Below are 25551 nucleotides of genomic sequence, written 5' to 3'. Positions count from 1 at the left end.
GTTTAGTCCTCGTAAAGTGGGAAGGCATCTGTCAAGGCTTTGACTTGAGCACGTACTTCTTCTAATGCAGCCGGGTTGTCTGCGTTCTTCAGCGCTTTGATAATCAATTCAGCTACGGTGCGGCTTTCTTTTTCTCCAAAGCCACGGGCGGTAATAGCTGCTGTCCCAATCCGAATGCCACTGGTCTTAAATGGTGATAGAGTTTCGTATGGGATGGAGTTTTTGTTGAGGGTAATGTTGACCTCGTCCAGTAAATTTTGAGCCACTTTTCCATTTTCAACGACTTTCGTCACATCGACAAGGAAAAGGTGGTTCTCTGTTCCGCCTGAAATGACACGGAAATCTGGATCTTGCAAGAAGACATCAACCATAGTTTGGCTGTTTTTAATCACGTTAGCTGCATACTCTTTAAAGGCAGGATCGAGGGCTTCTTTGAAAGCAACAGCCTTGGCTGCAACGACATGCTCTAGTGGTCCTCCTTGGATACCAGGGAAGATGGCAGAATTAATCTTTTTAGCCAATTCCTCATCATTGGTCAAGATCAAGCCACCACGAGGTCCACGAAGGGTCTTGTGAGTGGTCGTGGTCGTGATATGTGCATAAGGAACTGGGCTTGGGTGAAGGCCTGCTGCCACCAAACCGGCGATATGGGCCATATCGACCATGAGCTTAGCTCCTACTGCATCCGCAATCTCACGGAATTTTGAGAAATCAATGATGTGAGAGTAGGCTGAAGCACCTGCCACAATCAACTTTGGCTTCACTTCTTGAGCTTGTTTCAAGATAGCATCAAAATCCAAGAGTTCAGTTTCCGGATCTACACTGTAAGATACAAAGTTGTAGGTTTGACCTGAGAAGCTCACAGAAGCACCGTGAGTCAAATGGCCACCTGCAGCCAGATCCATCCCCATAACCGTATCTCCTGGCTCAATCAGAGCCATATAGGCAGCACAGTTGGCCTGACTACCTGAGTGAGGTTGAACATTGGCAAACTTAGCCCCAAAGATTTCCTTAGCGCGTTCGATGGCGAGGCTTTCGACGATGTCTACGACATCAGTCCCTCCGTAGTAACGACGTCCCGGATATCCTTCTGCGTATTTATTGGTCAGGATAGACCCTTGGGCAGCCATAACCGCCTTGGAGACGACGTTTTCGGAAGCGATCAACTCGATGTTATTTTGCTGGCGTTCCTCTTCTTTCGCAATGGCATCCCATAGAGCTGCATCATATGCTTTGTAATCTTCTTTGTCAAAAATCATAGGTCTTCTCCTTAAATAAATTTTATAAAACGTTTTTGTAGCTTGTCACAGGTATAACCGACCTGTTCGTAGAAGGCATGAGCGCCAATACGATGGTCTGCAGAGTTTAAACGTATAAACTTGTAGCCACGTTTTTCGGTTTCCTGTTCTAGTCCTTTAAGCAAAGCTTTTCCGATTCCTTTGCCTTGCATTTGGGGGATCACAGCTAATGCCAAAATATTAAATCCTGCATTGGAATAGAGGGATTCGTAGACTTCAGCATGGACATAACCAAGTAAGGCATGGTTGGTTGAATCCTCATAACCTAGTAGGAAGTGATGGGAGTCTTGAGACAACTTGGCTAGTTGACTAGCCGTATCCTCTGGACTAAAAGCATAACCTAAAGCCTCTTTGTTAATCTCGTAAATAGATACAGTATCTGTTGGTTTTAAAGCACGTAGCATATCAGACCTCCTCAAAAGGGATTGCAGGTATCTTGGCAAGGATATCTTGTCGTGTAATCGCTCCTTGACGTAGAATCTTTACCTTGTCGCCAGATAAGTCTAAAATAGTCGAATCTTGACCAGTTAGAAAGCTATCGTCTTCAAGTCCTATCACTCCATGACCAAGTTCTTTAAGAATTTGCTGGCACTGGGTCCCACTAGCTTTCCCAGAGAGATTGGCAGAAGGTCCGATCAAGGGACCCGTTTTACGAATTAATTCCAATGTTTTTGGATGAGCTGGCATCCGAAAACCAACCGTAGCCATCCCGGAATTAATCCAAGCTGGTACCTCTTCATTGGCTTCGAGAATGATGGTTAAGGGACCTGGTAAAAAGGTTGCGATTAGTTTTGATAGATAAGGTGGCTGATTTTTAGAATAAAATCGAATATCATCTTCGCTGGAAATATTGAGGTTCATAGCCTTTTCACGAGGGCGGTGCTTAAGAGCGTATACCTGATCAACCGCTGCTTCATCCAGTGCCTTTGCAAAGAGGCCATAGACAGTCTCAGTCGGTAAGACAACTGCATGACCAGCTTCTAATTCTTTCTCAAATAGATCCATTGTCTACTACTACCATCCTATCTTGTCCAAATTGGTCTTTTAGAACTCGAACTCGTTTGTCAGGAAATGCTTTTTGAAAGAGATCTTTTACTTTGTTACCTTGCTTATAGCCGATCTCTAGATAAATCTTTCCATCTGGTGTTAAAACACTTGGAGCCTGCTGAGCGATCTTTTCATAGATGGCATAGCCATCACGATCCGCAAAGAGAGCTAAGTGGGGTTCAGAGGCTAAAACGTTGGCTCCAACTTCTTCTACATCTTCCCGAGAGATATAGGGAGGGTTGGAAACAATCAGATCGTAAGGACCTTCTAGTTCATCCAGTACATTTGATGTTTTAAAGGACACAACCGCTTCTAACTGCTGGGCATTTTCTTGAGCAAGCTCCAAGGCATCTACTGACACATCACTGGCTTGAACCTGCCAATTAGGTCTAGCAAGGGCTAAGCTAATGGCAATGGCACCACTTCCAGTTCCGATATCCAGAACTCGTAAGGATTCCTGATTATTTTCCTCAAGAATGAGGGTAACGAGTTCCTCTGTTTCAGGTCTAGGAATCAGCACGCGCTCATCAACTGTAAAAACATGACCACAGAATTCTGCGCTCCCAATAATATACTGGGCAGGGACGTGATGTTTCAACTGCTCAAAGATGGAATCCAGCAAGGTTTTATCCTCTGCTTCCACTTCTTTTTGCAAAGCAAGGACAAAGTCCGTAAAGGTCCAGTTTTTTAAAGCACGATATGCGAAGGAGAGGCTTTCTGCTTCCTCTCCAACGGCTATTAATGCTTCTTCATACTGGGCTACTAATTGTCCCAACAACATTATTTGTTCAACTCTTCTAGTTTTTGAGTTTGATCATACAAGACCAAAGCATCGACCACTTCATCCAATTTACCAGATAAGATGGTATCCAGTTTTTGAAGGGTCAAGCCAATCCGGTGATCGGTCACACGGTTTTGAGGGAAGTTGTAAGTCCGGATCCGCTCTGAACGATCACCTGTACCGATAGTTGACTTCCGTTCAGCATCCTGCTCGTCTTGGGCGATCTGAGCAAAGTGGTCAGCCACACGGGCACGGATGATCTTCATTGCTTTTTCACGGTTCTTCTGTTGGGTCCGTTCTTCCTGCATCTCTACCTTGATATTGGTTGGCAAGTGGACAATACGGACAGCTGTCGCAACCTTGTTGACGTTCTGTCCGCCCGCACCAGATGCGTGGTAGATATCGATCCGAAGATCTTTTGGATCAATGTCGTATTCAACTTCTTCGATTTCTGGCATGACCAGAACAGTTGCTGTCGATGTATGGACACGACCTTGGCTTTCTGTCACAGGAACCCGTTGTACCCGGTGGGCACCCGATTCATACTTGAGTTTTGAGTAGACAGATTGACCAGAAACCATGGCCACTACTTCTTTGATCCCACCAACGCCATTATAGGATGCTTCCATGACTTCAAAGCGCCAGCCTTGGCTTTCCGCGTATTTTTGGTACATCTGCAAGAGGTCACCAGCAAACAACTGGGCTTCGTCCCCTCCTGCTGCCCCACGAATTTCCAAGATAATGTTCTTGTCATCGTTTGGATCTTTTGGAAGAAGCAAAATCTTTAGTTTTTCTTCGTACTCTTCTTTTTCAGCCTTAGCATCTTTGAGTTCCTGCTTGGCCATTTCTTCCAAATCTGCATCGCCGCTTGATTCCTTAATCATTTCTTCAGCATCGACGATATTTTGGAGTACTTGTTTGTATTCTCGGTAAGCTGTTACCGTGTCACGAGTAGAAGCCTCTTCTTTTGAAAGCTCCATAAAGCGTTTGGTATCAGAGACCACATCTGGGTCACTCAGTAATTCTCCTAACTCTTCGTATCGGTCTTCTACAGCTTGTAGTTGATCATAGATATTCATGTTGTCTCCTTAAGATTAATGTTCTTGGTGAATGTCTGGGTTAAAATAATGTTTGCGGCAAACGGAGATATAGGTCTCGTGTCCACCGATTTGGATCTGCTCTCCATCGTAGACGGGTTTACCCGCTTGAGTGCGCAAGACCATGGTTGCTTTGCGGGAACAGTATTGGCAGATGGTCTTGATCTCTTCAATCTTGTCAGCTAGCAAGAGCAAATGTTTGGAACCTTCAAAGAGTTCATTGCGGAAATCATTTTTGAGACCAAAAGCCATGACGGGCACATCTAGTTCATCTACAACTCTAGCCAAATCATAGACATGGTGTCGTTTCAAAAACTGTGCTTCATCGACCAAGACACAGTAGGGTTTCTCTTTCAGGCTTTGGATATAACCGAAGACGTCTGTATCGTCTTCGATCGCAATGGCTTCCCGTTTCATACCAATCCGGCTAGAAACAACTCCAAATCCATCGCGCGTATCGATTGCTGAGGTCATGATAACGACGCTTTTTCCTTGCTCTTCATAATTATGGGCTACCTTCAAAATTTCGATGGTCTTACCAGAATTCATCGTCCCATATTTATAATATAATTGTGCCATTTTCCTTCTATTCTCTCTAAAATGTGTTTCATTATATTATAACACGGGCCGTAAATTAGGGCAACTTATAGAGAGCTTCTCCATTGGGTGATTGCTCTTCTAATAAGGAGATTCTGAACCCTATAAAGTCTCATTTCTCTTGTTCGCTCTAGCAGAATATTATTTGTATTTTGCAATTTGAGAATAAAAAAAGCGTCTATCATTTCCCTGACAAAATGACAAACGCATCGTGAGAGACCACTTCTCACAAATTAATTATACCATAATACCTGGAGTTATGTAAGTGGATAGTACTAAATATTGGTAAAAAATTTTTATACTCTATTTTAACCTTTCCATTAGGTGATTCGAATCTTACTAGTCTGCTACTTTTCATTCAAAATATGATAAAATAGACCTAAGATAGATAGAGGAGGTGGCCCGATGCCATTTGTACGAATTGATTTATTTGAAGGACGCACATTGGAACAAAAGAAAGCTTTGGCCAAGGAAGTAACCGAAGCTGTTGTTCGGAATACAGGTGCTCCCCAATCCGCCGTTCACGTCATCATCAATGATATGCCTGAAGGAACTTACTTCCCTCAAGGTGAGATGCGAACTAAATAAATGAGAACAACCAGAAGACTATTCTGGTTGTTTTTGTTTAAGAAACTTGGTATTTCTTCTGAATTTGCCAGAGACGCAGCTGGTAACAAATACCACTAACGACAATGCTAGAAATTAAGCCAATCCAGTAAGCATACGGACCTAAGTTAGTGACATGGTCTAAAAAGATCCCCAATGGAATAGAGACACACCAATAGCTAAAAACTCCGAGCAAGAAGGGAACGGTGGTGTCCTTGTAACCGCGTAGAATCCCTTGGATAGGTGCTGCGACCGTATCCGCTATTTGAAAAAGGAGGCTATAGGTCATGAAAATAGCTGTCTGGTGGATAAATTCCGGATCAGTGCCATAGAGCCCTGCTACTTGATAGCGATAAAGATAGAGGAAGGTAAGGGTAAAGAAGGCAAACCCAAAGGCTGTCCATCGTCCAATCCGGCAATATTGACGAACCACATCGGGACGACCAGCCCCAATCTCGTAGGACACAATAATAGCCATGGTATTGGAGATGCTAGCTGGAAAAGCGTACATGAGAGTTGAAAAATTCATGGCCGACTGGTGACTGGCAATGGTCATAGATGGGAATTTAGCCATGAGCAAGCCCACTACCGAGAAAATGATGACTTCTGCAAACACAATCCCACCAATCGGTAAGCCCAAGCGAATCGTCTCTTTCATCTCTTTGAGATTGATAGGTTGAACCTTCCATAGTTGGTAGATGGCTACTTTCGGATGTTTGAAAAGGATCAAAAAGGCAATGATGAGGAGAACCCAGTAGGCCAAAGATGTTCCTAGTCCCGCTCCTGCTCCTCCTAGCTCAGGAAGACCAAAAGCTCCATAAATCAACATGTAGTTAAAACTAGCGTTTAAAGGCAATAAGAGGAGCATGAGGTACATGGACAAGCGAGTGAGCCCCAAGGTATCCAGCAAGGAACGGACCACACTAAAGAGCAAGAGAGGCAAAATTCCTAGAGAGAGAAAGGCTAAGTAATGGGTTGCAATCCCCTCTACGAAACTTTCTAAACCAATTTCACTTAAGACAATCGGTGCAATCAGCAAGACAAAAGCGATCAAGAGGACAGCCATCATGAAAGAGAGATAAATGAATTGATAAAAATCAGAAGCGATTCTTTTTTTATTCCCCTGCCCTAAGTGATGACCAATAATGGGCGTTAAAGCAGATACAATCCCGGTTAAAAAGGTAAAGAAGGGATTCCAAAGACTGGTGGCGGTTGACACGCCAGCTAAGTCCAAGGTATTGTATTGTCCTGTCATGGCTGTATCGACAAAACTAGCAGAATAGTTGGCTAGTTGATAGACCAGGAGAGGGATAAATAGACTGATAAACAAACGCAAGCGCTCTTTAAAATGATGGGTTAGATACACGGATGATACTCTCTTCTTGTCAATTTGAAATTTTCTCTTACCACTCTACTATATGTCACCTTAAATGTCAAAAAAATAAAGAACTGAAGATCAAACTGATCCTCAGTTCTTTAAGATTACTTTTTGTTGCGGTTCAAGATGGCGTTGAGAATAATTGCCAAGACGCTGGCAACGACAATTCCATTTGCAAAGAACATTTTAAATGCACTTGGAAGGCCGTTAAAGAGAGTACTATTGTTCAAACCGACTCCTGCTGCTATCGATACAGCCGCAATGAGGAAATTGTGCTCATTGTGTTCAAAATCGACACGAGCCAGAATCTGCATCCCCTGAATAGATACAAAACCAAACATAACCAGCATGGCTCCACCAAGTACTGGACTTGGAATGATTTGTGCCAAAGCTCCAAACTTAGGAAGGAGACCAAGGAGAACGAGGAAGCCAGCTGCATAGTAGATTGGAAGACGAGTCTTGATACCAGACAATTTCACCAAGCCTACGTTTTGTGAGAATCCAGTGTAAGGGAAGGTATTGAAGATACCACCGAGAAGTACGGCCAACCCTTCAGCGCGGTAGCCATTACGGAGGCGCGTGCTATCAATTGGATCTTTTGTAATATCCGAAAGTGCAAGATAAACACCAGTCGATTCCACCATTGAAACAGTTGCGATGATACATATCATAACGATTGAGGTGATTTCAAACTTAGGAGCTCCAAAGAAGAACGGTGTTGGAACATGAAGAATAGGGGCCTGATCCACGGGCGTAAAGTCCACCAAGCCCATAGAAGCTGCAATAGCTGTCCCAACGATCAACCCAATCAAAATAGAGATGGATTTGATAAAGCCTGTCGTATAGATATTAACCACGAGAATGATGAGAATGGTAATCACGGCCAAAAACAAACTTTGAACCGTTGGTTCTGCTGCATTGTTTCCCATGTTCCCAATCGCAACTGGAATCAAGGTCAAACCTATTGTGGTAATGACAGATCCTGTCACAATAGATGGGAAGAGGTTGGCGATTTTAGAGAAGAATCCTGAGACCAGAACGACGTAAATCCCTGAAACAATCAAGGCACCAAACATAGCCCCACTACCATGGCTAGCCCCAATCATGCTAAGAGGTGCCACAGACTGGAAGGCCACCCCGAGGACGACCGGTAGACCAATCCCGAAATGTTTGTTTAACTGCAATTGCAGGAAGGTAGCGACCCCACACATAAAGATATCTGTAGAGATCAGATAGGTTAGTTGGTGGGCATTATAGCCCAAAGCACCCGCAATCATGATTGGCACTAAAATAGAACCCGAATACATGGCCAATAGGTGCTGCAAGCCTAGAATGGCTGCCTGTGAATGGTTTTCTTGCTTTTGCATTAGATGTCTGCCTCCTTGAATACAACTTGACCATTTTCAAAACGGTCCAAACGAGCTAGGGATACAACTGGGTAGCCGAGTTCTTCTAACAGTCCACGGCCTTCTTGGAAGGATTTTTCAATAACGATGCCAACTGCTTCTACACGCGCCCCAGCTTGTTCGATAATCTGGATCAAGCCTTTAGCTGCTTGGCCATTTGCTAGAAAGTCATCGATGATCAAAATGCGATCATCTGGTGATAAAAACTTGCCAGCAATGGAAACGGTACTGGTCACTTGCTTGGTAAAAGAATAGACTTCTGCTGTCAAAATCCCTTCATTCATCGTAATATTTTTTGCTTTTTTAGCGAAGATCATAGGAAGTTCCAAAGCTTCTGCGACATAGAGGGCAGGAGCGATTCCGGATGCTTCGATGGTGACAACTTTAGTCAGACCAGTATCTTTAAAGCGATTCGCAAATGCCTTCCCAATCTCTTTCATCAGCTGGTAATCCACTTGGTGGGTCAAGAAAGAATCGACCTTGAGGATATTCTCTCCCAGGACATTTCCATCTTTTAAAATACGTTCTTCTAATAATTTCATGTTTACTCCTAAACTCTTTGGAACAAAAATAGAGACTTACCAAGTAAGCCTCTAGTGAATACAGGAATCCCTGCATCAATCTTAGACTTACTTATTGTTAGGTGTTCCGGCACCTTGTAGAGACCTTGCGCCAATTCGCAAGATAAATAAGTAATTGTAGTTTTAATGAGAGTCACCATTCCAGATAGAGTTCTTTACGATGACATAATCGACATGCTTCAGATCAGCAACCTTACGGCCTCCAGCATAGGAAATAGAACTTTGCAAGTCTTGCTCCATCTCCGTCAAGGTATCTTGCAGGTGACCTTTGGCTGGTAGGAGGATTTTCTTGCCTTCAACATTTTTATAGGCCCCTTTTTGGTACTCAGAAGCAGATCCATAATACTCTTTGAAGGATTCCCCATCGACTTCAACGGTTTTCCCTGGGCTTTCAATGTGGCCTGCAAAGAGTGAGCCAATCATGACCATGCTGGCACCAAAACGAATGGATTTCGCAATATCTCCGTGCGTCCGAATCCCCCCGTCCGCAATAATCGGCTTGCGAGCTGCTTTTGAACACCAACGAAGGGCTGCTAACTGCCAACCGCCAGTACCAAAGCCAGTCTTCACTTTGGTGATGCAGACCTTACCAGGACCGATCCCGACCTTGGTAGCATCCGCTCCAGCATTTTCCAACTCACGAACGGCCTCAGGTGTTCCGACATTTCCTGCGATGACAAAGGTATCTGGCAACTCCTTCTTGATATGCTGGATCATTTGGATGACACTATCTGAGTGTCCGTGAGCGATATCGATGGTGATGTATTCAGGGACATCGTCCTTGAGTTGAGTCACAAAGTCGTACTCATAGTCTTTTACTCCAACTGAGATAGAAGCGATTAATCCCTGATCGTGCATACGTTTGATAAAGGGAGTGCGTCCATCTTCGTCAAAGCGGTGCATAATGTAAAAATACCCCCCCTTAGCCAGTTGCTCAGCTACGTCCTCATCTAGGATGGTCTGCATGTTAGCAGGTACGACTGGCAACTTGAAAGTGTGCTTACCAAACTGAACTGTGGTGTCAGCTTCTGCACGACTTTTGATAATGCACTTGTTAGGGATTAATTGAATATCTTCGTAATCAAAGATTGGAAATTCGTTTAACATACGGATTGAAATCTCGTTTCTAAATTTTAAATCGTGATGGTTCATCACTACGCCTTCCGACGTTTCCATTCAAGATTATAACAAAGATACGGAGTCGATTCAATTAGAATGCTGATTATCTAAATAATGTTCGGAAATTACTAGACGATTATTTAGAACAACTTCTATATATGAGTTATTTATGAACAAACACCAATCCAATTGATGATTTCTTTGCTGACAAGCTTAGGGACTGCTGTATAAAAATCGTGACTGAGATCCTTTAAGAGTAGCTTCTTGAGAGAAGGATCTAAATTTTCAAGTGCTCTAGCTCTCCAATCGGGCTCATCTTCGTATTTAGGACCGATGAATAAGGCCTTGGTATCCGTTAGTGGAGCTTGAAAAGATCGAAGTTCCCGTCTGAGTCTCAGCAAAGAAAGAACAGCTTGTGGATCCAAATCCAGTTCATAATGATGGAGGTCAGAATTCCAACGATAACTGGCTTGGATGGCTTTTATAGTCGCTGGCGAAGCATTGTCAGTATCTCCAAGTTCACTCGCAACCGCTTCTTCTAGATATGAAAAGACCTGTTGCTTCAGATAGGTAAGTGTCTCCTCAATTTCCTGCTCCAGTGGTAAGATCTGATCCATGTTAAGATAGCCACCGTCAAGAAGGACCAGGTGTGTCATTTGTGGCATATTGGATGCTAGGTACCGAGCCAAATCTCCACCAAACGAATGGGCAATGATACAAGTTTTTTCATTAGTATCCGCATAGGCTTCAAACCAATCTACTAAATCTTTTGCAGATTCCAGGTTTACCTTATAGGGGTCTAGATACGTGATGGGAAATGGAAAACAGTGAGCAAATTCGGTCATATGATTCTCGTTACTTCCAAGTCCTCCGATAAAGTAAAACCTCATCCTTTCACCTCTATTTCCTTGATGATTCTGGCCGGATTACCTGCTAAGACTACATTATCCCCAAAGGATTTTGTCACCACAGCTCCTGCTCCGACGACGACATTATCGCCTAGGGTAACACCTGGAAGAATGATGGCTCCTCCACCTGCCCAGAAGTTATCTCCAATCGTTATTGGAGCACCATATTCTTTTCCTGCATTTCGTTCGTGTGGATCCAGGGGATGAAGAGGAGTGAGAAATTGACAATTGGGACCGATCATGGCGTTCTTCCCAATCCTGATCGGGCAGACATCCAGCATGGTTAGGTTCCAGTTGGCATAAAAGTTCTCTCCTAAGTGGATATTCACCCCAAAATCGCAAGCCAAAAAAGGGTGCAGGGAAAGATTTTCCCCAGTGGACCCGAACCAACTTTTTATGATTTGGCTTCGCTTATCTCCGTCTGCTTCTTGGTTAAAGACAAATTGCTTGGTCCGAGCTTCTTGCGCCAACCTCCTCAATTCTGGATCCATGGGACTGTAGAACTCACCAGCAATCATCTTTTCATATTCAGTTTTCATAGTCATCTCCCGTCTAATAGTAAAAAACCACTCATAGTGAGTGGGCTTGTTTATCTCTTAATGGTACATCAGGTAACCATCGAAGAGCTCAAATATTTTTCCTATCGCTCGGAAAACAAGAGCCGCAACAAGGGCAACCAGCAAGAAGTAAGCTACAGCAAAAATCACACTAATGATCATCATGACACACTCCTTTTTAATGTACTTTTTCCACCCTCCATTATACTCCTGGCCTATTTAAGATTCAAGGAAAACGCTATCACTTTTTGATTTGTTTTCAATTTGTAATTTACAAAAATTTTCAGACTGTTCAAAAATAACAAAAAGCAGGATTCTTGCTCAGATATCGTTTTAACTCTATCCTCCTGCTTTTGCTATTATGGAAAATGAAAGAAGACATAATCGTTCTGTCAGAAAATATCATGAAAGGAAAGCTATTTTTCTTCTTTTTTATCGGTCCTGTCTTTATCCTCTTCTTTTTCAGCGGCACCATTGTTGACGGCCGACTTGAATTCAGAGAACATTTTTCCAAGTGAGTGTCCTAACTCTGGCAAACGCTTTGGTCCAAAGATTAAGAGGGCTCCCAGGATAATAATAATCAGACCTGGTGCACCGATATCACGTAAAATTCCCATATTTATCTCCTTTTTTGTATACGGTTATAGATGATGCGACTGATGCCCAGGCTCACTTCATAGAGCAAGATAAGAGGCACAGTCATTGCTAGATCACTGATAAAATCAGCAGGGGTCAGGATGACGGCTAGTACCAGCAATAGAAAGTAGGCTATTCGGCGATAGCGCCTTAACCAGTCTGGTGTTAAGATATGAATCGAGGTCAAAAAGGCTACAAGGACCGGCAATTCAAATAAGACACCCAGAGGAACGGTTGTATGAAAGACGAAGGTCAAATAGTTCTGTGCCGTTAACTGGATAGTAAACTGGCCTTGTCCCAACTTCAAGAGGACCTCTAAGATAGCCGGACTTACCAGATAATAGCCGAAGAATAAGCCTAGTAAGAAACAAATCAAACTGGCTGGCACATAGAGCAGAATAGCTCCTGCTTCCCCCTTTCTCAAAGCTGGCTTTACAAATTGCCAGACTTGAAAGAGGGTGAAGGGCAGGGTGATGGTGAAAGCCATTAAACCTGCCAATTGCAAGTAGATGCTTAAAATATCATTAGGTCCAAGTACTAAGAGTTTTTCCCGAAAGCCAGCTGTCAAGTATGAATAAAGCTGATCAGAAAACAAGAGGGCTCCACAAAAGACAAGGAAAAAACAAAGGATGCAAGCAATGAAGCGTCGTCTAAACTCGCTTAAATGCTCTACAATCGTGAGCCTTCTATCTTCATTTTTCATGCTGCTTCACCGTCACAATCCCGATAATCAGGACAAATAAAACTTGGCAACCAAGAACTTCCAAGCTCGGGTAGATCCCTGCCCAATCAATGGTTGGGAAATTACTCAAGACATGGTTGGGAAGCATATTGGTTAATTGGAGCGCGTGTAGGCTCACCCCTAGCATCTTAAAGGCCAGAGCATAGATCATCCAAGTCAAGAGGAAGAAAATTTTATGCGGCTTGACCAAATGACTTGCCTTTGTCATAAGAATAGCAAGAATGGCTAAAACTGCAAGAGCTAAGCCGATCCCTAGGAAGAAATCAAAGGAACGAATACGAGGGAGGATCCCTACATAGAAAAGAATGGTCTCAGCTCCCTCTCGGAAGACAGCTAAGAAACTGAGAGCAAACATCGAAATGAAACTTCCAGTTGCAGTCACAGCCTTCATCTGCGTCTCCATGAATTGGTTCCATTTTTGAACAGAGGACTTGCGATGCAGCCAAATCCCAATGACAATCATCATCCCTACTGCAATGATCCCCACTGCCCCTTCGATCACCTCACGGTTGGAAGCTGAAGTCACAGCTGGGAACAAATATTGAAGAGCAACTGCAATGGCGGCACTAGCAAGGATTCCCAGAAGAGCTCCTGCATAGACCCATTTCAGTCCTTTGGTCAATTTAGCTGACTTGAGAACTGTCACTAAGGCCATGACAATCAATAGCGCTTCGACTCCTTCACGCAAGAGGATCAACATGGCGTCAACCGCCGAATAGGAGGCAGTGGTATCAATGGCAGACAGATCCCTAATCAGGGTTTCTAGCTGCTTTTGATACTTGCTTTCATTCCCCTTGACCATAATGACTGGACTTTGGCTTTCCACTCGGGTATAGAGAGAGGGGTTGGTCGTGCTTACGTCCCCTTCGATCGTTGGCCAAATGGTAATGAACTCTTTCATCACTTGACTAGCTTGACTAGCATCATTGGCTCGGAAGAGACCAAGAGCTTTCTTGAGGAGCTTAATCCCGTCTGAAAGGGTCAGATTGGTGGATGTTTCTTCGATCTTTTCCCCACTGATAAATTGATCCAGCACATTCTTTAGGTCATCGTAAGAAGATTGGATGGAGTCAAAGTTTGTAGGCTCTGTTTCGATCGCACTTCTCAAGAAGGAGATAGCTGTTTCTACCTTTCCGTAATAAGCGGTACTATGATCTCTGACAACTGCTTCATTCCGAGTCCAGGTATTGTTTAAATCAGCGTAGGCCTTACGTGTTGCTTGGAGATCCTTTGCAGAAATCGCCTCTTGAAGCTTCTCAAAGTAAGGTTGTAAGCGAGTTTCTAGCTTCTCTTTTTCAGCATCCAGGTCGACTGGATTTTGCTCTTTTTCAAAGGCTAGCAAGGAAGCGGAAACTGTCACCAATTGTTTTTCTGTGATTTCGCCCTCCAAGTCCAGACTTTTCTGAACTTCCTTTCCTGCCTTAGAATCATGATTGTCTTTCTTCAAAAACTCTTCTTTTATCTCTGCTACTAGCGTGTGAGCCTTCTCTTGATCCTTGTCCCGAACTGCTGTCGTCGCGTCGGTAATTTTGATAAAAAGATCGCTATAAGATTCTGCTTGGACAGGCGATACGATGAAAAAGAGACAGGCTACAAAGACAACTAGAAGTTTATTCAAATAAGTCTTGACCAATGTAGCCTCCTTTCTTCACACCTCCAAAGCAGGCAAAGAGGCCACTGCCAATATGGGTCACGTATTCATTCATCTTATCGACTGCCCCAAGATTGGTTTGGATTTTTACAAAGCTGTCTGGATCCTTTTGGAAGGCAATAAAGAGTAATCCAGCATCAAACTGCCCCGTTTTCGGATCAATCCCATCAGAGTAGGAATAAGAGCGGCGTAAAATGGGTAAATCCACTTCTTTGGCCAAACGGACATGAGAGTCAACTGGTAAGAGGGAGAGATCCACTTCGTCAAATTCGTTTTTCTTTCCAAATGGTGCACCACTTTCTTTATAACGCCCAAAAGTATTTTCTTGCTCCTGCAGGTTGGTGCGGTCCCAGGTCTCTAAGTGCATGATAATCCTGCGAACAGCCATATAAGAGCCGTTTTTCATCCAGTCTTGACTATCAGACCAGACTACCTTATCAAAATCTTTCTCTGTCGTGACATTGGCAGTTCCATCCTTAAAACCAAAGAGGTTTCTCGGTGTTTCCATGCGATCCCCAATAGCAGCAAAGCCTGATTGACTCCACTTCATAGTCACCTTATTGCGTCCTTTACGGATCAAGTTGCGGACAGCATGAAAGGCCACCTGCTCATCATCTGCACATGCTTGGATAACGATATCACCACCTGTATACTGCTCTCTCAACTGTTCCTTAGGAAAAGCTGGCAGATCCCGGAAGAGTTTAGGACGTTTCTTCTCAAGTCCTAATTTTGTCAAAAAACTAGCCGAAACACCAAATGTTAAGGTGAGGCGGTAAGGATTTAGTCCGACAGTTTCCCCAGTGTCACTTGGTGGCAAGAGAGCGTTGGACCCATCCTTTTTGACCAGTTCGCCATTAACTAATTTCTGGCTATAATCTGTCCATTCTTTAAACAACTGAATCAATTCGTTTTTATCTGTCGTCCGGAGATCGAGCACCACAAAATAGATATTCTTCTGCATGGGCGTGGTAATCCCTGCCTGATGCTTGCCGTAAAAACTAATTTCTTCTTGACCGTCTGCGATATTTTTGGAACCTTGTTCCTTATTAGCGAAAAAAGCAGAAGCACCGGATAGACCAAGTGCTAAGCCTGCTCCCCCAATACCTGCTTTTTTCAGAAATTCGCGACGATCCATCTTCTTTTCAAAAAATTTATCGTCTTTTGTCATTGTTATTTACCGTTTAAAATGATTCCCATTTGAGAGAGTGGTTCCCCCAATTTTGTTACTGCTTCTGCTAGTTCTTTAGTATCTTTTTCTGTTAGATCAGTATATGATTTATAGTTGGATTCATCCGTCATATGTTTGTCTAACAGGTCATTCACAGCCTTGAATTCTGTTTCAAGGGTTTTCACTAGCTTGGCATCCTTCTTCTCAATAAGAGGTTTGAAGAGAGCAAAAATCTTTTCAGCCCCTTCAATATTGGCACGGAAATCATAAAGGTCTGTATGAGAGAAGATTTCTTCTTCCCCAGTGATTTTTTGTGTCGCCACTTCATTCAAGAGGTCAACCGCACCTGTCAACATCAAATCAGGCGTCACTTCTACTGTCGCAATCTTAGCTTTCAGCTCTTTGATATCCTTGACCAATTGCTCTGCATATTTTTCAGTGCCTTCAGTTGTATTTTCTTCCCACAAGATGCGTTCGATACGGTGGAAGCCTGACCATCCTTCTTCGGATTTGTTTTCGTCAACATAGTCAACTAAACGGAAGTCAATCTTGACATCAGACTCCCCAAAACTTTCAGCGATCGGTTCAGATCGTTCATAAGACATCCGAATCAAAGGATAGACCTTCTTGGCTTCCTCTAAATCACCACTTTTAAGGACTCGTTGAAATTCCTCTGTATCTTTTAACAATTGATCGATTTGGCCTTGCACAAACTCCTTGTATTCACTTGTCGCTTGATCCAAGGCTTTTTGGTCTTCTTTAGACAATTTCACTGTCGAAGAGGAACTATTTGTAGTTGTGTTTTTTGAAGATGTATTGGCACAGCCTGCTAATAAAGCAACGGATAAGAGTGCTACTGCAAGTTTTTTCATGAGTCTTTTCTCCTAGATTCGTTTTTTACGTGGTCTATTATAGCAAAGATTTTCTCATTTTTCAACAATTGTCAGAAAACTTTAATAAAACAAATTAGAGGAGTAACTCTTTCACGCGACCAATGTCTGTCTCTTTTACGACAAGGTAGATGCTATCTCCAAGATAGAGACGGGTGCTGCCGTGCACCGTGCTATTTTTGCCATTGTGCTGATGAGTTGTGATCAGGAGATCTCTCGGCAGGTCCAAATCACGTACTTGACGGCCTGCTATTTTCTCTGATACAGGAATTTCGATTAAGGTTAAGACATCCGAACCACTGGTCACCTCAGGCATCAATTGTTCCAACATAGCCTCATAGACAGGGGCTCCTTTTAGTAGATCCATGGTAATGTAGGCTGTCAAAGTCACCAAGCCAATCGGCATCAAGGTTCGAATATCTCCTACCATTTCGGTCACTAGAATCATGGCTGTCAGGGGCGCTTTTGAAATGGCACTGAAATAACCACTCATTCCTAAAATGACAAACAAGGGGAGTTGATTAGAATGTATGTGACCAAACTGCAATAACACCGCAGCAACCAAGGCTCCTAAGACTGATCCAAGAGCTAGGATAGGAAGGAAGATGCCACCAGGAAGACCACTACCGTAACTGATCATACTCCAGATAAACCGTATCCCAAAATAAAAGACTAGTGTCTGGATACTAAGTGGGACATGGGCTAAATCCAAAACCAACTGATTGCCGCCACCCAGTAAGTGAGGGAAATAATAACCGATTGGTATGATCAAAAGAAAGGCAAAGAGTGGGTAATAGGGTGCCGCCACCTTGAAACAGCTACCAAGCTTTTGATAAACACGACCAATATTTAAAACAGCAACTTCATAGAAATAACCAGTTAGGCCCAGAAAAATTCCCATGACTAAGAAAATCCAATAACTGGATAAATCGATATGGGGGATGTGGTCCGGCATGTTTAAAACAGGTGTTTGACCGAAAATATTGAGAGAGACAAAGTTTGCGACCAAACTAGCAGCCAAGGTCGATACCCAGAAGACACGAGAAAAATGATGGTAGACTTCTTCTACTACAAAGAGAAGACCCGCAATCGGCGCATTGAAGGCTGCTGCCAAACCTGCCGCAGCACCGCTGGCTATCAAGGCTCTTTCTTCTACTGGACTAAGCGCAAGTTTCTTAGCCAGCCCCTTTCCTCCCATGGCGCCAAGTTGGATACTGGGGCCTTCACGACCCAACATCAAACCACTTGCAATTGCTAAAATCCCTAAAATGTACTTCTGCCAAAGCGTAGCCCACCAGTCTATCTGAAGCAATCCTTTTAATTCTGCTTCTACTTGAGGAATACCAGATCCTTTAACGTTTTTGTTCTTTTTGATGAGCTGGCTAGCTAGCAAAATAATAAAAAGATACATAGAGAGGATAATGACCCAATTGATCGGACTTCTTCCTAGATCCTTATACAATCCCTGGACAACATGAAAGAGATGCTCAATAAAAAATCTAAAACTCGAGACAATCGCACCGACTACAAGCCCTACTAAAACACCTCTACTAACCTGAGATAAAATAGATCTCGAGGTCGATTGAAATTCTCTTTGGATTTGCTGACTTTGTTTCATAAATTCTCTTCAACTCCCAGATTTCTTGCTTTTATTATACTATTTTTTATAGCTCTTGAGTAAGACAACAGCAAAAAAACGCTCTAATGAGCGTTTTTTGGACAACATTATTTAGCAGTAAGTGCTGCCATAGTAATATAGTTGTATGGTTTGTTGAAGTGTGGCAAGAAGAATAGGTCTGTCAATGCCAATTTTTCAATTGTAACGTGCTCTTGGATAGCCAATGAGAACATGTGGATACCCATTGAGATTGCAGCATCACGTGATACCATTTGAGCACCAAGGATTTCACGGCTGTCTTGATCATAAACGATCTTGATGGCAACTTCATGGTTGTCATGTTTGATAAATTCTGGTTTTTGAAGGTCGTTGAAGCCAGTTTCAACAGCGTTGTAGCCTGCTGCTTTTGCTTTTTCAAGAGTCAAACCAGTTGAAACCATGTGAAGACCATAGATAGAGATACCGTTTGATCCTTGCACACCGATTCCTTCAAGCTCATGTCCACAAGCGTTATAAGCTCCTACGATACCAGTACGTACCGCATTTGATGCAAGAGCAATGTAACTAGTGTCTTTACGAGCGTTGTCATATACGGTCGCACAGTCACCAACAGCGTATACACCTGGGATTGATGTTTCTTGTTTCTTGTCTACAAGGAAGGCACCGTTGCGGAAGAGTTCGATCTTACCATCAGCAAGCGCTGTGTTTGGACGGAAACCAACAGCAAGAATAACCATATCAACGTCGAATGTTTCTTTGTCAGTTACCAAGCGTTCTACTTTACCGTCACCTTCGATAGCTTTAACAGTTTGACCAAGTGCCAAACGGATGTTGTGGTCTTCCAAGTTTTTAGCCATCATTTGTGTGAAGTCTTTGTCATAGTATCCGTTCAATACTGTGTCAACGATATCAACAAGAACTACTTCTTTTCCAAGACGTTCGAATGCTTCAGCAAGCTCAACACCGATGTATCCACCACCAACAACAGCGATGCGCTCAAGGTGTTTGCTCTTGTCTTCAAGTTTTTTAATAACTTCTTCAGCGTTTTGGTACAATTTAACGAATTGTACATTTTCAAGAGTCGCTTTGAACTCGCGGTTCCCTTTGACAATTTCAACACCTTCGATTGGTGGCAAAATTGGAGTTGAACCAGTTGCGAAGATCAATTTGTCATATGATTCTTTGTGTTCTTTACCATCTACTTCTGCAGTTACAACTTTGTTGTCGTAGTCAATTGAAAGAACTGGTGAGTTCATGTAAACTTTAGCGCCTTTAGCTTCTAATTTTTCTTTATCAGAATAGAACAAGCCTTCAGGTCCGTCAATTTGTTCACCAATCCAAAGAGCCATTCCGCATCCAAGGAATGAGATGTTCGAGTTTTGGTCAAAGACAACGATTTCATTTTCGTTTCCAAAATTATCCAACATTGTGTTGATACATGCAGTTCCAGCGTGGTTAGCACCCACAACTACGATTTTACTCATAGAAAAAATCCTACCTTTAATTTTATTTACCATACAATTATAACATGAAAATGATATCGTTTCCAAATTTTTTGCTTACATTTTGTGATTTTATTTTCAAATCAATTTGCATAAGTCCTGAAAAATGTCAATAAATTTGCTTGGGGGGATTGTGAAATGGCTTTCTTTTTGATAAACTTGAAGTAGGTGAATATTGGAAAGGTGGTTTACTATTTGTGGAACTAACTAGTCGATCCGAACGCCTAATGGGCTCCACCATAACCGTTTCGATTTCTCATCAACAAGCTGACCAAATGCTGGCCGATTGCTTTAATCTCCTGCGATCCTATGAGCATCGCTTTAGTGCTAATGACCCTTCTTCTGAATTGATGGAGGTCAATCAAAAAGCTGGCATTGAACCCGTAAAGGTTCATCCGGATCTTTTTTCACTGATTGCTCTAGGAACTAGCCATAGTCAGGCGCAAGGAAGTCATTTAAACATTGCGATTGGTCCACTTGTCCAAAGCTGGAGAATTGGTTTTTCAGATGCTAGGAAGCCTGATCAAGTAGAAATTGAACAAGCCCTAACAGTCATTGACCCTCATCAGATTTGCTTAGATTCGAATCAACAAACTGTTTTTCTCAAAAGAAAAGGAATGAAAATTGATCTAGGTGCTTTAGCTAAGGGGTTTAGTGCGGATTTACTAGCTAGTTATATCAGGAGTCAGGGGATTGAGCAGGCTTTAATTGATTTGGGCGGAAATATTCTTACCCTTGGGTTAAACCCTGTCAGTCATCGCCCTTGGCGAATCGGGATTCAAGATCCGCAGCTTCCAAGAGGGGAACATTTACTAGTTCTATCTGTTACAGATAAGTCCGTTGTGACATCAGGTACTTATGTTCGTCACCTTGAGGTTGACGGCCGGTCCTTCCATCATATTTTTGATCCTCAAACTGGCTATCCTGTCGAAACAGAACTGGCAAGTCTCACGATTATTTCTGAACGATCAGTCGATGGGGAGATTTGGACCACCCGCTTGTTCGGTGAAGAACCGACCAACATTTTAAATATTGTTGAAACCTTACCTGGCATGGATGCTATTCTAGTCTATCAGTCAGGTCGCCTCGCCTATACCAGTGGGCTACATCATTATTTGTAATTTTAATTTCAGAAAGGAATTTCCATGACAAAACTTATTGCGATCGTTGGAACAAACTCCAAACGTTCAACAAACCGCCAACTACTTCAATACATGCAAAAGCATTTTGCTGATAAGGCAGAGATTGAATTGGTTGAGATTAAAGATATCCCTGTCTTCAACAAGCCAGCCAACAAACAAGTCCCTGAAGCTATCTTAGAGATTGCTGCGAAAATCGAGGAAGCTGATGGTGTCATCATTGGCACACCAGAATACGATCATTCCATCCCAGCTGTCTTGATGAGCGCCCTTGCTTGGCTATCTTATGGGATTTACCCACTCTTAAGCAAACCAGTGATGATTACAGGTGCTTCTTATGGTACGCTTGGTTCATCTCGCGCTCAATTGCAGCTTCGTCAAATCTTGAACTCACCAGAAATCAAGGCAACTGTCCTTCCAGACGAATTCTTGCTTTCTCACTCTCTTCAAGCATTTGATCAAAATGGTGACTTGGTAGATCTTGACGTCATCAAGAAACTCGACGCCATCTTTGATGATTTCCGTATCTTTGTTAAAGTTACTGAAAAACTGCGCAACGCTCAAGAATTGCTTCGCAAAGATGCCGAAGACTTCGACTGGGAAAACTTGTAAGATAGGAGACATACTAGCATGAAATTTGTAGGACTTGTAGGATCAAACTACGACCAATCATATAACCGCAAACTTTTGGAATTCATCCGTCGTCACTTCAAGATCAAATTTGAATTGGAAGTTCTTGAAATCGACGAAGTTCCAATGTTTAATCAAGATGAAAAATGGGACGAAAGCTTCCAATTGCGTCTCCTTAACAATAAAATTACCCGTGCTGATGGTGTGATTATCGCAACACCTGAACACAACCACACCATTTCAGCAGGATTAAAATCTGTTTTAGAATGGCTTTCCTATGAAGTGCATCCTTTTGAAAGCAAACCGGTCATGATCGTGGGTGCTTCTTACTATGACCAAGGGACTTCTCGTGCCCAAGTCCACCTTCGTAAGATTCTGGATGCTCCAGGTGTCAATGCCTATACCCTTCCAGGGAACGAATTCCTTCTCGGAAAAGCGAAAGAAGCTTTTGACGCAGATGGCAACATAATCAACGAAGGAACTGTAAAATTCCTTGAAACTTGTTTAGATAACTTTGTGAAATACGTAGGAGTCGTTTCTAAATTGAAAAAACCAAAACCAATTGAACCAGAAGATTTGGATTGCGGAAAACCAATCGCTACTACTGTTACCGAGGTTGATCCAGATGATCCAGATTGGGTAGAAAAAGTTGCAGAAATTACAGGGGCTGTATCTGGTGATACATACGTCAAATTGGACCACGGTATCCTGACTGTTAATCAAATCGATATGTTCTTGAAAGCTATGCCTTTCGAATTGACATACGCTGATGATAACAACCAGTTCCTCTACTACAACAATGCCCACCAAGATCCAGATACCATGTTTGCGAAACGCGTGCCACCTCAATCAGGTAGCCGGATGTCAACCGTTCACGGTTCTCTTCCACCAGCACGTATGAAAAACGTTGAATGGGTCATCGGTACTCTTCGCAACGGAAACCAGGAATATGTTCGTACCATTGTTCCAGGATCTCCTGAAGGCGTGATCAATACTCACAACTATCAAGCTATGTACTATGAAGATGGTTCATATGCTGGTATTAACGAAATTGTCTTCAACTTCAAACCATGGTTGGACTGGTACCTTCAAACAACTGGTCAACGCCTTGTGGGCGGAAGCGGGCCATTTGCTCCTGCTGGTGGTCATGGTGATGCAGATGCAACTTCTGGTGCTTCAGATGCTGGAGGACACGGTGACGGAGGTCACGGAGATGCAGATGCAACTTCTGGTGCAAGCAACTAATAAAAAAAATGAAGCTTTATGCTTCATTTTTTTTATTTCAACTCTTTGATAATCTTCTTGGCATCTTCGTTTGAAATTGCCCCTAATTGAACATGTCCAATTTTTCCTTGGCTATCAATAAAGACTTCCGTAGGGATTGAACGGACTTGGTAATTCATAAAGGCAGATCCGTCCGGATTGTACAAAACAGGAACTGATTGATAGTCTTGTTGGGCAAACCATTTGACGAACTCTTCTTCTGTTTTTTCTCCTTGCATCCCTGGTGCCATAACGGTAAGAATCTCAAAGTCCCGGTCCTTTTCTTCGACTAGTTTATTCAGTTCAGGCATACTTTGTCGGCAAGGACCACACCAAGTCGCCCAGAATTTCAAGTAAACCTTTTTCCCTCTATAGTCTGAAAGTTTGACCGTATTCCCTTTCATATCCTTTAGCTCGAAGTCACTAGCTTCTTTTCCTACTAAAGGATGTTTACTTGTGCTAGTATTGGTCATTGATTGATTATCCATGGATTGATTGTTCATGCCACTTTCGGACTGATTCATAGAGCAAGCAGTCAAGATGGATAGAGAAAGAAGCGAAAAACAGGCGTATTTAATAACTTTCATAATGAGTAAACCTCCATTTGATTTATGAAAAGATAGCAGACAAGCTATTCAATTGTCCCAAGAGTAACAAAATCCCCATAATGATGATGATCAAGCCACCAATTTTCTTCAGTAACAAGAGATGGGGTTTTAGACGATTAAAGTATGGGAGAACAATCCCAGACGCTAAGGCCAAAAGTAAAAACGGAATAGCCATCCCTAGTGTATAGATAAAGAGATAGAGAGCACCCATGAGGGCATCTTGACCATTGGATGCTGCTAAGGCAAGTACAGAGCCTAGAACCGGACCGATACATGGCGTCCAGCCAAAGCTAAAACCAAGCCCAAGCAGAAAAGCTGAAAGTAATTCATTCTTGTGCTTGTTCGCCCCGAAATCCATTGTTTTTTGCTTTTCTAAGAAATTAAAGTGAAAGACTTCCATCTGATGAAGACCAAGGATAATGATCAGCGCGCCCATCAAGTATCGGAACCAGTTGGTGTACATGATTTGACCAAGTAGACCTGCCCCGAAACCAATAATAAGGAAAATAACAGAAATCCCTGCGATAAAACACAAGGTCTTTACAAGACCATGCCAGCGAATCTTCTTCCCAAAAATCTGAATGGATTTTTCCTGATCACTTCCTAGCAAGACCCCGATGTATACCGGAAGCAAAGGAAAGACACAGGGAGAGAAAAAGGAAAGAATCCCTGCCAGAAAGACAGTAAAGGAGAAAACGATTTGATTCATAAAACACTCCGTATATTGATATGCTACAACTAGTATAACATTCCAGCTCCTAAATTAAAAATTTCTGCTACGCTTTGATTTCTAAACGATCATTTAGAAACTAGTTTCAATGCCAAACAAAAACTCCAAAGTATTTCACTCTGGAGTTCAATTGACGACTTATTCTTCTTCTGCACTTTGTTTATTTGGCAAGAAAAGAGAGAGGATAATCCCGACTACTGCGGGGAGTAACCATGGGAGGGATTGAGCGGCAAATGGTAAAGTTTTAATGACGTTTGCCAGAACTGTAAGTTTGAAGGTGCTTGCCAGAACATCTGCAATCGCCACCAAGCTAACTAAGAAAATAGTTAGTTGCATTCCTGGTTTTGATAGTTGAGTAAATTTGTTTATAATCACAATCAACACAATAGTAATGGTGATTGGATAGAGGATCATCAAGACAGGTAATGAATAGGCAATAATGGCGCTCAAGCCAAGATTGGCAATCCCAAAACCAATCAAAGTGAAGATTGTCGCATAGACCTTGTAAGAGATTTTAGGGAAGGTATTATGGAAGAATTCCCCTGTTGACACGATCAAACCGGCTGTTGTAGTGAAGCAAGTCACTGTCACCATACCCGCAAGGAAGATTTGAGCAGCTGGGCCAAAGATAGCCTTGGTCGCTTCTGAAAGGACATAGACCCCTTTATTGGCATCAGATGCCATTACTTTTGCTGGAATTGGGAAATGATTTCCAAGGTAACCCAAGCCAATGTATAAAATACTAAAGCCAATGGCTACGACAATCCCAACGATCCAGATGGTTTTAATGTATTCCTTCTTGCTGGTGAAACCAAGTTGATTGAGGGTGGTTACCGCAATCACACTAAAGGCCACTGAAGCGAGGGCATCCAAGGTATTATACCCTTCAAGGAAACCTTGACCAAAGGCAGATGCTTGGTAGGCTTCTGTTGCCACTTGTGGCGCGTGTCCGCTGTATTTGAGGGCGCCGAGGACAACCAATACAACAATCAAGATAGCAAAGACAGGAGTTAAAATCCGACCAATACTATCTAAGATTTTAGAAGGGTGAAGGGCAATCAAATAGGCTAAACAGAAATAAACCAAGGTGAAAACGAAGAGACTAAGTTTTCCACTTGAATTTCCTAACAAGGGGGCAATCCCAACTTCGTAGGAAACGGTAGCCGTTCTCGGAATGGCAAAGAAAGGGCCAATAGAGAGATACAAGGCTACTAGATAAACGATAGCAAACCAAGGGGCGATTTTACGTGAAATCTCATGAATATAGCCTTTAGGATTGAGCGTCCCAATGATCAAGGTAATAATCGCAATTCCTACTCCTGATAAGACAAATCCAGCAATAGCTGGCCAAAAATGGATACCCGATTGGGCACCTAGCGCAGGTGGAAAGATCAAATTCCCTGCACCGAAGAAAATACCAAATAACAGCAAACCTGTTAAGGAACCTTTTCGTAACATGTGTTCTCCTTTACATTTTTCAATCTTAACTAGTATAACAGCTTTCTTCCACCACGGCAATTCTTTTTACTGGAATAATTGCATTTAAAAATAACTTAAGACAAAAAAGACTCTACTGTAGATTCTTATATACTTCTTCAT

At 42.6% G+C, this 25551-nt stretch carries 27 protein-coding genes and 1 riboswitch; of the genes, 4 read left to right on the top strand and 23 right to left on the bottom strand.

All coding sequences use genetic code 11. The features are described 5' to 3' along the window. Positions 1-2: 2 nt before the first annotated feature. Genes glyA through DW930_RS01865 form a run of 6 tightly spaced genes read right to left on the bottom strand, consistent with a single transcriptional unit; the run spans position 3 to position 4802 of the window. Entirely contained in the window at positions 3-1259 is a 1257-nt protein-coding gene (glyA, locus tag DW930_RS01890; protein ID WP_123159189.1) for a serine hydroxymethyltransferase, read from the bottom strand. A gap of 11 nt (positions 1260-1270) precedes the next feature. Further along, positions 1271-1702 (bottom strand): GNAT family N-acetyltransferase, encoded by a 432-nt coding sequence (locus DW930_RS01885; RefSeq protein ID WP_123159188.1) that lies wholly within the window; start codon positions 1700-1702, stop codon positions 1271-1273. 1 nt (position 1703) lies between these two features. After that, positions 1704-2303, bottom strand: a complete 600-nt coding sequence (locus DW930_RS01880; protein WP_123159187.1) for an L-threonylcarbamoyladenylate synthase — start codon at positions 2301-2303, stop codon at positions 1704-1706. Continuing rightward, positions 2290-3126 (bottom strand): peptide chain release factor N(5)-glutamine methyltransferase, encoded by an 837-nt coding sequence (prmC, locus tag DW930_RS01875; RefSeq protein ID WP_123159186.1) that lies wholly within the window; start codon positions 3124-3126, stop codon positions 2290-2292. The genes DW930_RS01880 and prmC overlap by 14 nt, the downstream gene beginning before the upstream one ends. Then, positions 3126-4205 carry a peptide chain release factor 1 gene (gene prfA, locus DW930_RS01870; RefSeq protein WP_023023270.1) on the bottom strand — a complete coding sequence of 360 codons (1080 nt, stop codon included), beginning with the start codon at positions 4203-4205 and terminating at the stop codon, positions 3126-3128. The genes prmC and prfA overlap by 1 nt, the downstream gene beginning before the upstream one ends. Before the next feature lie 15 nt (positions 4206-4220). Next, on the bottom strand, positions 4221-4802 hold the full coding sequence (locus tag DW930_RS01865) for a thymidine kinase (RefSeq protein ID WP_023023272.1): 582 nt from the start codon (positions 4800-4802) through the stop codon (positions 4221-4223). A gap of 423 nt (positions 4803-5225) precedes the next feature. On the opposite strand from DW930_RS01865, the gene DW930_RS01860 reads away from it, so the two are divergent. Next, complete coding sequence (locus DW930_RS01860) at positions 5226-5408, top strand: 4-oxalocrotonate tautomerase (protein WP_001117401.1); 183 nt, start codon at positions 5226-5228, stop codon at positions 5406-5408. Between the two features lie 37 nt (positions 5409-5445). Here DW930_RS01860 and DW930_RS01855 read toward each other — a convergent pair whose 3' ends face one another. From DW930_RS01855 to DW930_RS01795, 14 genes are all read right to left on the bottom strand, one after another. Then, positions 5446-6792: an MATE family efflux transporter gene (locus tag DW930_RS01855; RefSeq protein WP_123159185.1), complete on the bottom strand. Its 1347-nt coding sequence runs from the start codon at positions 6790-6792 to the stop codon at positions 5446-5448. A gap of 116 nt (positions 6793-6908) precedes the next feature. Beyond that, positions 6909-8171 carry a nucleobase:cation symporter-2 family protein gene (locus DW930_RS01850; protein WP_123159184.1) on the bottom strand — a complete coding sequence of 421 codons (1263 nt, stop codon included), beginning with the start codon at positions 8169-8171 and terminating at the stop codon, positions 6909-6911. Beyond that, positions 8171-8752 (bottom strand): xanthine phosphoribosyltransferase, encoded by a 582-nt coding sequence (locus DW930_RS01845; RefSeq protein WP_123159183.1) that lies wholly within the window; start codon positions 8750-8752, stop codon positions 8171-8173. Before DW930_RS01845 ends, DW930_RS01850 begins: the two co-directional genes overlap by 1 nt. A 74-nt stretch (positions 8753-8826) precedes the next feature. Further along, a riboswitch (purine riboswitch) is annotated at positions 8827-8922 on the bottom strand. After that, a complete protein-coding gene (gene guaC, locus DW930_RS01840) occupies positions 8915-9898 on the bottom strand; it encodes a GMP reductase (protein WP_123159182.1) in 984 nt (327 codons plus the stop codon). Its footprint overlaps the riboswitch before it by 8 nt. Positions 9899-10077: 179 nt before the next feature. Next, positions 10078-10800 (bottom strand): alpha/beta hydrolase, encoded by a 723-nt coding sequence (locus tag DW930_RS01835; RefSeq protein WP_123159181.1) that lies wholly within the window; start codon positions 10798-10800, stop codon positions 10078-10080. After that, entirely contained in the window at positions 10797-11357 is a 561-nt protein-coding gene (locus tag DW930_RS01830) for a sugar O-acetyltransferase (protein ID WP_123159180.1), read from the bottom strand. Before DW930_RS01830 ends, DW930_RS01835 begins: the two co-directional genes overlap by 4 nt. Positions 11358-11414: 57 nt before the next feature. After that, positions 11415-11540, bottom strand: a complete 126-nt coding sequence (locus DW930_RS10635) for a hypothetical protein (protein WP_023023285.1) — start codon at positions 11538-11540, stop codon at positions 11415-11417. Positions 11541-11791: 251 nt separating this feature from the next. Continuing rightward, entirely contained in the window at positions 11792-11992 is a 201-nt protein-coding gene (locus tag DW930_RS01825; protein ID WP_123159179.1) for a twin-arginine translocase TatA/TatE family subunit, read from the bottom strand. A 2-nt stretch (positions 11993-11994) separates the two neighbouring features. After that, a complete protein-coding gene (tatC, locus tag DW930_RS01820; RefSeq protein ID WP_123159178.1) occupies positions 11995-12714 on the bottom strand; it encodes a twin-arginine translocase subunit TatC in 720 nt (239 codons plus the stop codon). After that, positions 12704-14386 (bottom strand): FTR1 family protein, encoded by a 1683-nt coding sequence (locus DW930_RS01815; protein ID WP_123159177.1) that lies wholly within the window; start codon positions 14384-14386, stop codon positions 12704-12706. Before DW930_RS01815 ends, tatC begins: the two co-directional genes overlap by 11 nt. Continuing rightward, positions 14364-15572, bottom strand: coding sequence for an iron uptake transporter deferrochelatase/peroxidase subunit (gene efeB, locus DW930_RS01810; protein ID WP_123159176.1), 1209 nt, complete (start codon positions 15570-15572; stop codon positions 14364-14366). The genes DW930_RS01815 and efeB overlap by 23 nt, the downstream gene beginning before the upstream one ends. Positions 15573-15574: 2 nt before the next feature. Further along, positions 15575-16444, bottom strand: coding sequence for an iron uptake system protein EfeO (gene efeO, locus DW930_RS01805; protein WP_123159175.1), 870 nt, complete (start codon positions 16442-16444; stop codon positions 15575-15577). A gap of 94 nt (positions 16445-16538) precedes the next feature. Beyond that, positions 16539-18080, bottom strand: coding sequence for a ClC family H(+)/Cl(-) exchange transporter (locus DW930_RS01800; protein ID WP_123159174.1), 1542 nt, complete (start codon positions 18078-18080; stop codon positions 16539-16541). Positions 18081-18187: 107 nt separating this feature from the next. Then, a complete protein-coding gene (locus DW930_RS01795; protein WP_123159173.1) occupies positions 18188-19564 on the bottom strand; it encodes an FAD-dependent oxidoreductase in 1377 nt (458 codons plus the stop codon). Positions 19565-19779: 215 nt separating this feature from the next. On the opposite strand from DW930_RS01795, the gene DW930_RS01790 reads away from it, so the two are divergent. From DW930_RS01790 to DW930_RS01780, 3 genes are read left to right on the top strand one after another with little or no spacing between them, the layout of a single operon-like run. Further along, entirely contained in the window at positions 19780-20703 is a 924-nt protein-coding gene (locus DW930_RS01790; RefSeq protein ID WP_123159172.1) for an FAD:protein FMN transferase, read from the top strand. Positions 20704-20727: 24 nt separating this feature from the next. Further along, positions 20728-21333, top strand: a complete 606-nt coding sequence (locus DW930_RS01785; protein WP_006596326.1) for an NADPH-dependent FMN reductase — start codon at positions 20728-20730, stop codon at positions 21331-21333. An 18-nt stretch (positions 21334-21351) separates the two neighbouring features. Next, entirely contained in the window at positions 21352-22596 is a 1245-nt protein-coding gene (locus DW930_RS01780) for an NAD(P)H-dependent oxidoreductase (RefSeq protein ID WP_123159171.1), read from the top strand. Positions 22597-22628: 32 nt separating this feature from the next. On the opposite strand, the gene DW930_RS01775 is transcribed toward DW930_RS01780, so the two are convergent. The 3 genes from DW930_RS01775 to brnQ all read right to left on the bottom strand — a co-directional run bounded on the left by DW930_RS01775 (position 22629) and on the right by brnQ (position 25410). Further along, a complete protein-coding gene (locus DW930_RS01775) occupies positions 22629-23201 on the bottom strand; it encodes a TlpA disulfide reductase family protein (RefSeq protein ID WP_123159170.1) in 573 nt (190 codons plus the stop codon). Positions 23202-23223: 22 nt separating this feature from the next. Next, on the bottom strand, positions 23224-23931 hold the full coding sequence (ccdA2, locus tag DW930_RS01770) for a thiol-disulfide oxidoreductase-associated membrane protein CcdA2 (RefSeq protein WP_023023299.1): 708 nt from the start codon (positions 23929-23931) through the stop codon (positions 23224-23226). 159 nt (positions 23932-24090) lie between these two features. Then, a complete protein-coding gene (gene brnQ / locus DW930_RS01765) occupies positions 24091-25410 on the bottom strand; it encodes a branched-chain amino acid transport system II carrier protein (protein WP_123159169.1) in 1320 nt (439 codons plus the stop codon). Between the last annotated feature and the right edge of the window lie 141 nt (positions 25411-25551).

Origin of the sequence: Streptococcus sp. AM43-2AT, assembly GCF_003603405.1 — a bacterium.
In the GTDB taxonomy this organism is placed as follows: domain Bacteria; phylum Bacillota; class Bacilli; order Lactobacillales; family Streptococcaceae; genus Streptococcus; species Streptococcus ilei.
Note: the sequence above shows the minus strand (reverse complement) of the source record. Positions and strands in the feature narration are given on the sequence as shown.

Excerpts from the sequence above, each read along its gene's own strand:
- DW930_RS01885 (WP_123159188.1), bottom strand. The coding sequence starts at position 1,702 with ATGCTACGTGCTTTAAAACCAACAGATACTGTATCTATTTACGAGATT.
- brnQ (WP_123159169.1), bottom strand. The coding sequence starts at position 25,410 with ATGTTACGAAAAGGTTCCTTAACAGGTTTGCTGTTATTTGGTATTTTC.
- DW930_RS01830 (WP_123159180.1), bottom strand. The coding sequence starts at position 11,357 with ATGAAAACTGAATATGAAAAGATGATTGCTGGTGAGTTCTACAGTCCC.
- DW930_RS01775 (WP_123159170.1), bottom strand. The coding sequence starts at position 23,201 with ATGAAAGTTATTAAATACGCCTGTTTTTCGCTTCTTTCTCTATCCATC.
- DW930_RS10635 (WP_023023285.1), bottom strand. The coding sequence starts at position 11,540 with ATGATGATCATTAGTGTGATTTTTGCTGTAGCTTACTTCTTGCTGGTT.
- tatC (WP_123159178.1), bottom strand. The coding sequence starts at position 12,714 with ATGAAAAATGAAGATAGAAGGCTCACGATTGTAGAGCATTTAAGCGAG.
- DW930_RS01845 (WP_123159183.1), bottom strand. The coding sequence starts at position 8,752 with ATGAAATTATTAGAAGAACGTATTTTAAAAGATGGAAATGTCCTGGGA.
- DW930_RS01835 (WP_123159181.1), bottom strand. The coding sequence starts at position 10,800 with ATGAGGTTTTACTTTATCGGAGGACTTGGAAGTAACGAGAATCATATG.
- DW930_RS01785 (WP_006596326.1), top strand. The coding sequence starts at position 20,728 with ATGACAAAACTTATTGCGATCGTTGGAACAAACTCCAAACGTTCAACA.
- DW930_RS01795 (WP_123159173.1), bottom strand. The coding sequence starts at position 19,564 with ATGAGTAAAATCGTAGTTGTGGGTGCTAACCACGCTGGAACTGCATGT.
- DW930_RS01825 (WP_123159179.1), bottom strand. The coding sequence starts at position 11,992 with ATGGGAATTTTACGTGATATCGGTGCACCAGGTCTGATTATTATTATC.
- prfA (WP_023023270.1), bottom strand. The coding sequence starts at position 4,205 with ATGAATATCTATGATCAACTACAAGCTGTAGAAGACCGATACGAAGAG.
- ccdA2 (WP_023023299.1), bottom strand. The coding sequence starts at position 23,931 with ATGAATCAAATCGTTTTCTCCTTTACTGTCTTTCTGGCAGGGATTCTT.
- DW930_RS01865 (WP_023023272.1), bottom strand. The coding sequence starts at position 4,802 with ATGGCACAATTATATTATAAATATGGGACGATGAATTCTGGTAAGACC.
- DW930_RS01860 (WP_001117401.1), top strand. The coding sequence starts at position 5,226 with ATGCCATTTGTACGAATTGATTTATTTGAAGGACGCACATTGGAACAA.
- prmC (WP_123159186.1), bottom strand. The coding sequence starts at position 3,126 with ATGTTGTTGGGACAATTAGTAGCCCAGTATGAAGAAGCATTAATAGCC.
- efeO (WP_123159175.1), bottom strand. The coding sequence starts at position 16,444 with ATGAAAAAACTTGCAGTAGCACTCTTATCCGTTGCTTTATTAGCAGGC.
- DW930_RS01850 (WP_123159184.1), bottom strand. The coding sequence starts at position 8,171 with ATGCAAAAGCAAGAAAACCATTCACAGGCAGCCATTCTAGGCTTGCAG.
- glyA (WP_123159189.1), bottom strand. The coding sequence starts at position 1,259 with ATGATTTTTGACAAAGAAGATTACAAAGCATATGATGCAGCTCTATGG.
- efeB (WP_123159176.1), bottom strand. The coding sequence starts at position 15,572 with ATGACAAAAGACGATAAATTTTTTGAAAAGAAGATGGATCGTCGCGAA.
- DW930_RS01880 (WP_123159187.1), bottom strand. The coding sequence starts at position 2,303 with ATGGATCTATTTGAGAAAGAATTAGAAGCTGGTCATGCAGTTGTCTTA.
- guaC (WP_123159182.1), bottom strand. The coding sequence starts at position 9,898 with ATGTTAAACGAATTTCCAATCTTTGATTACGAAGATATTCAATTAATC.
- DW930_RS01780 (WP_123159171.1), top strand. The coding sequence starts at position 21,352 with ATGAAATTTGTAGGACTTGTAGGATCAAACTACGACCAATCATATAAC.
- DW930_RS01800 (WP_123159174.1), bottom strand. The coding sequence starts at position 18,080 with ATGAAACAAAGTCAGCAAATCCAAAGAGAATTTCAATCGACCTCGAGA.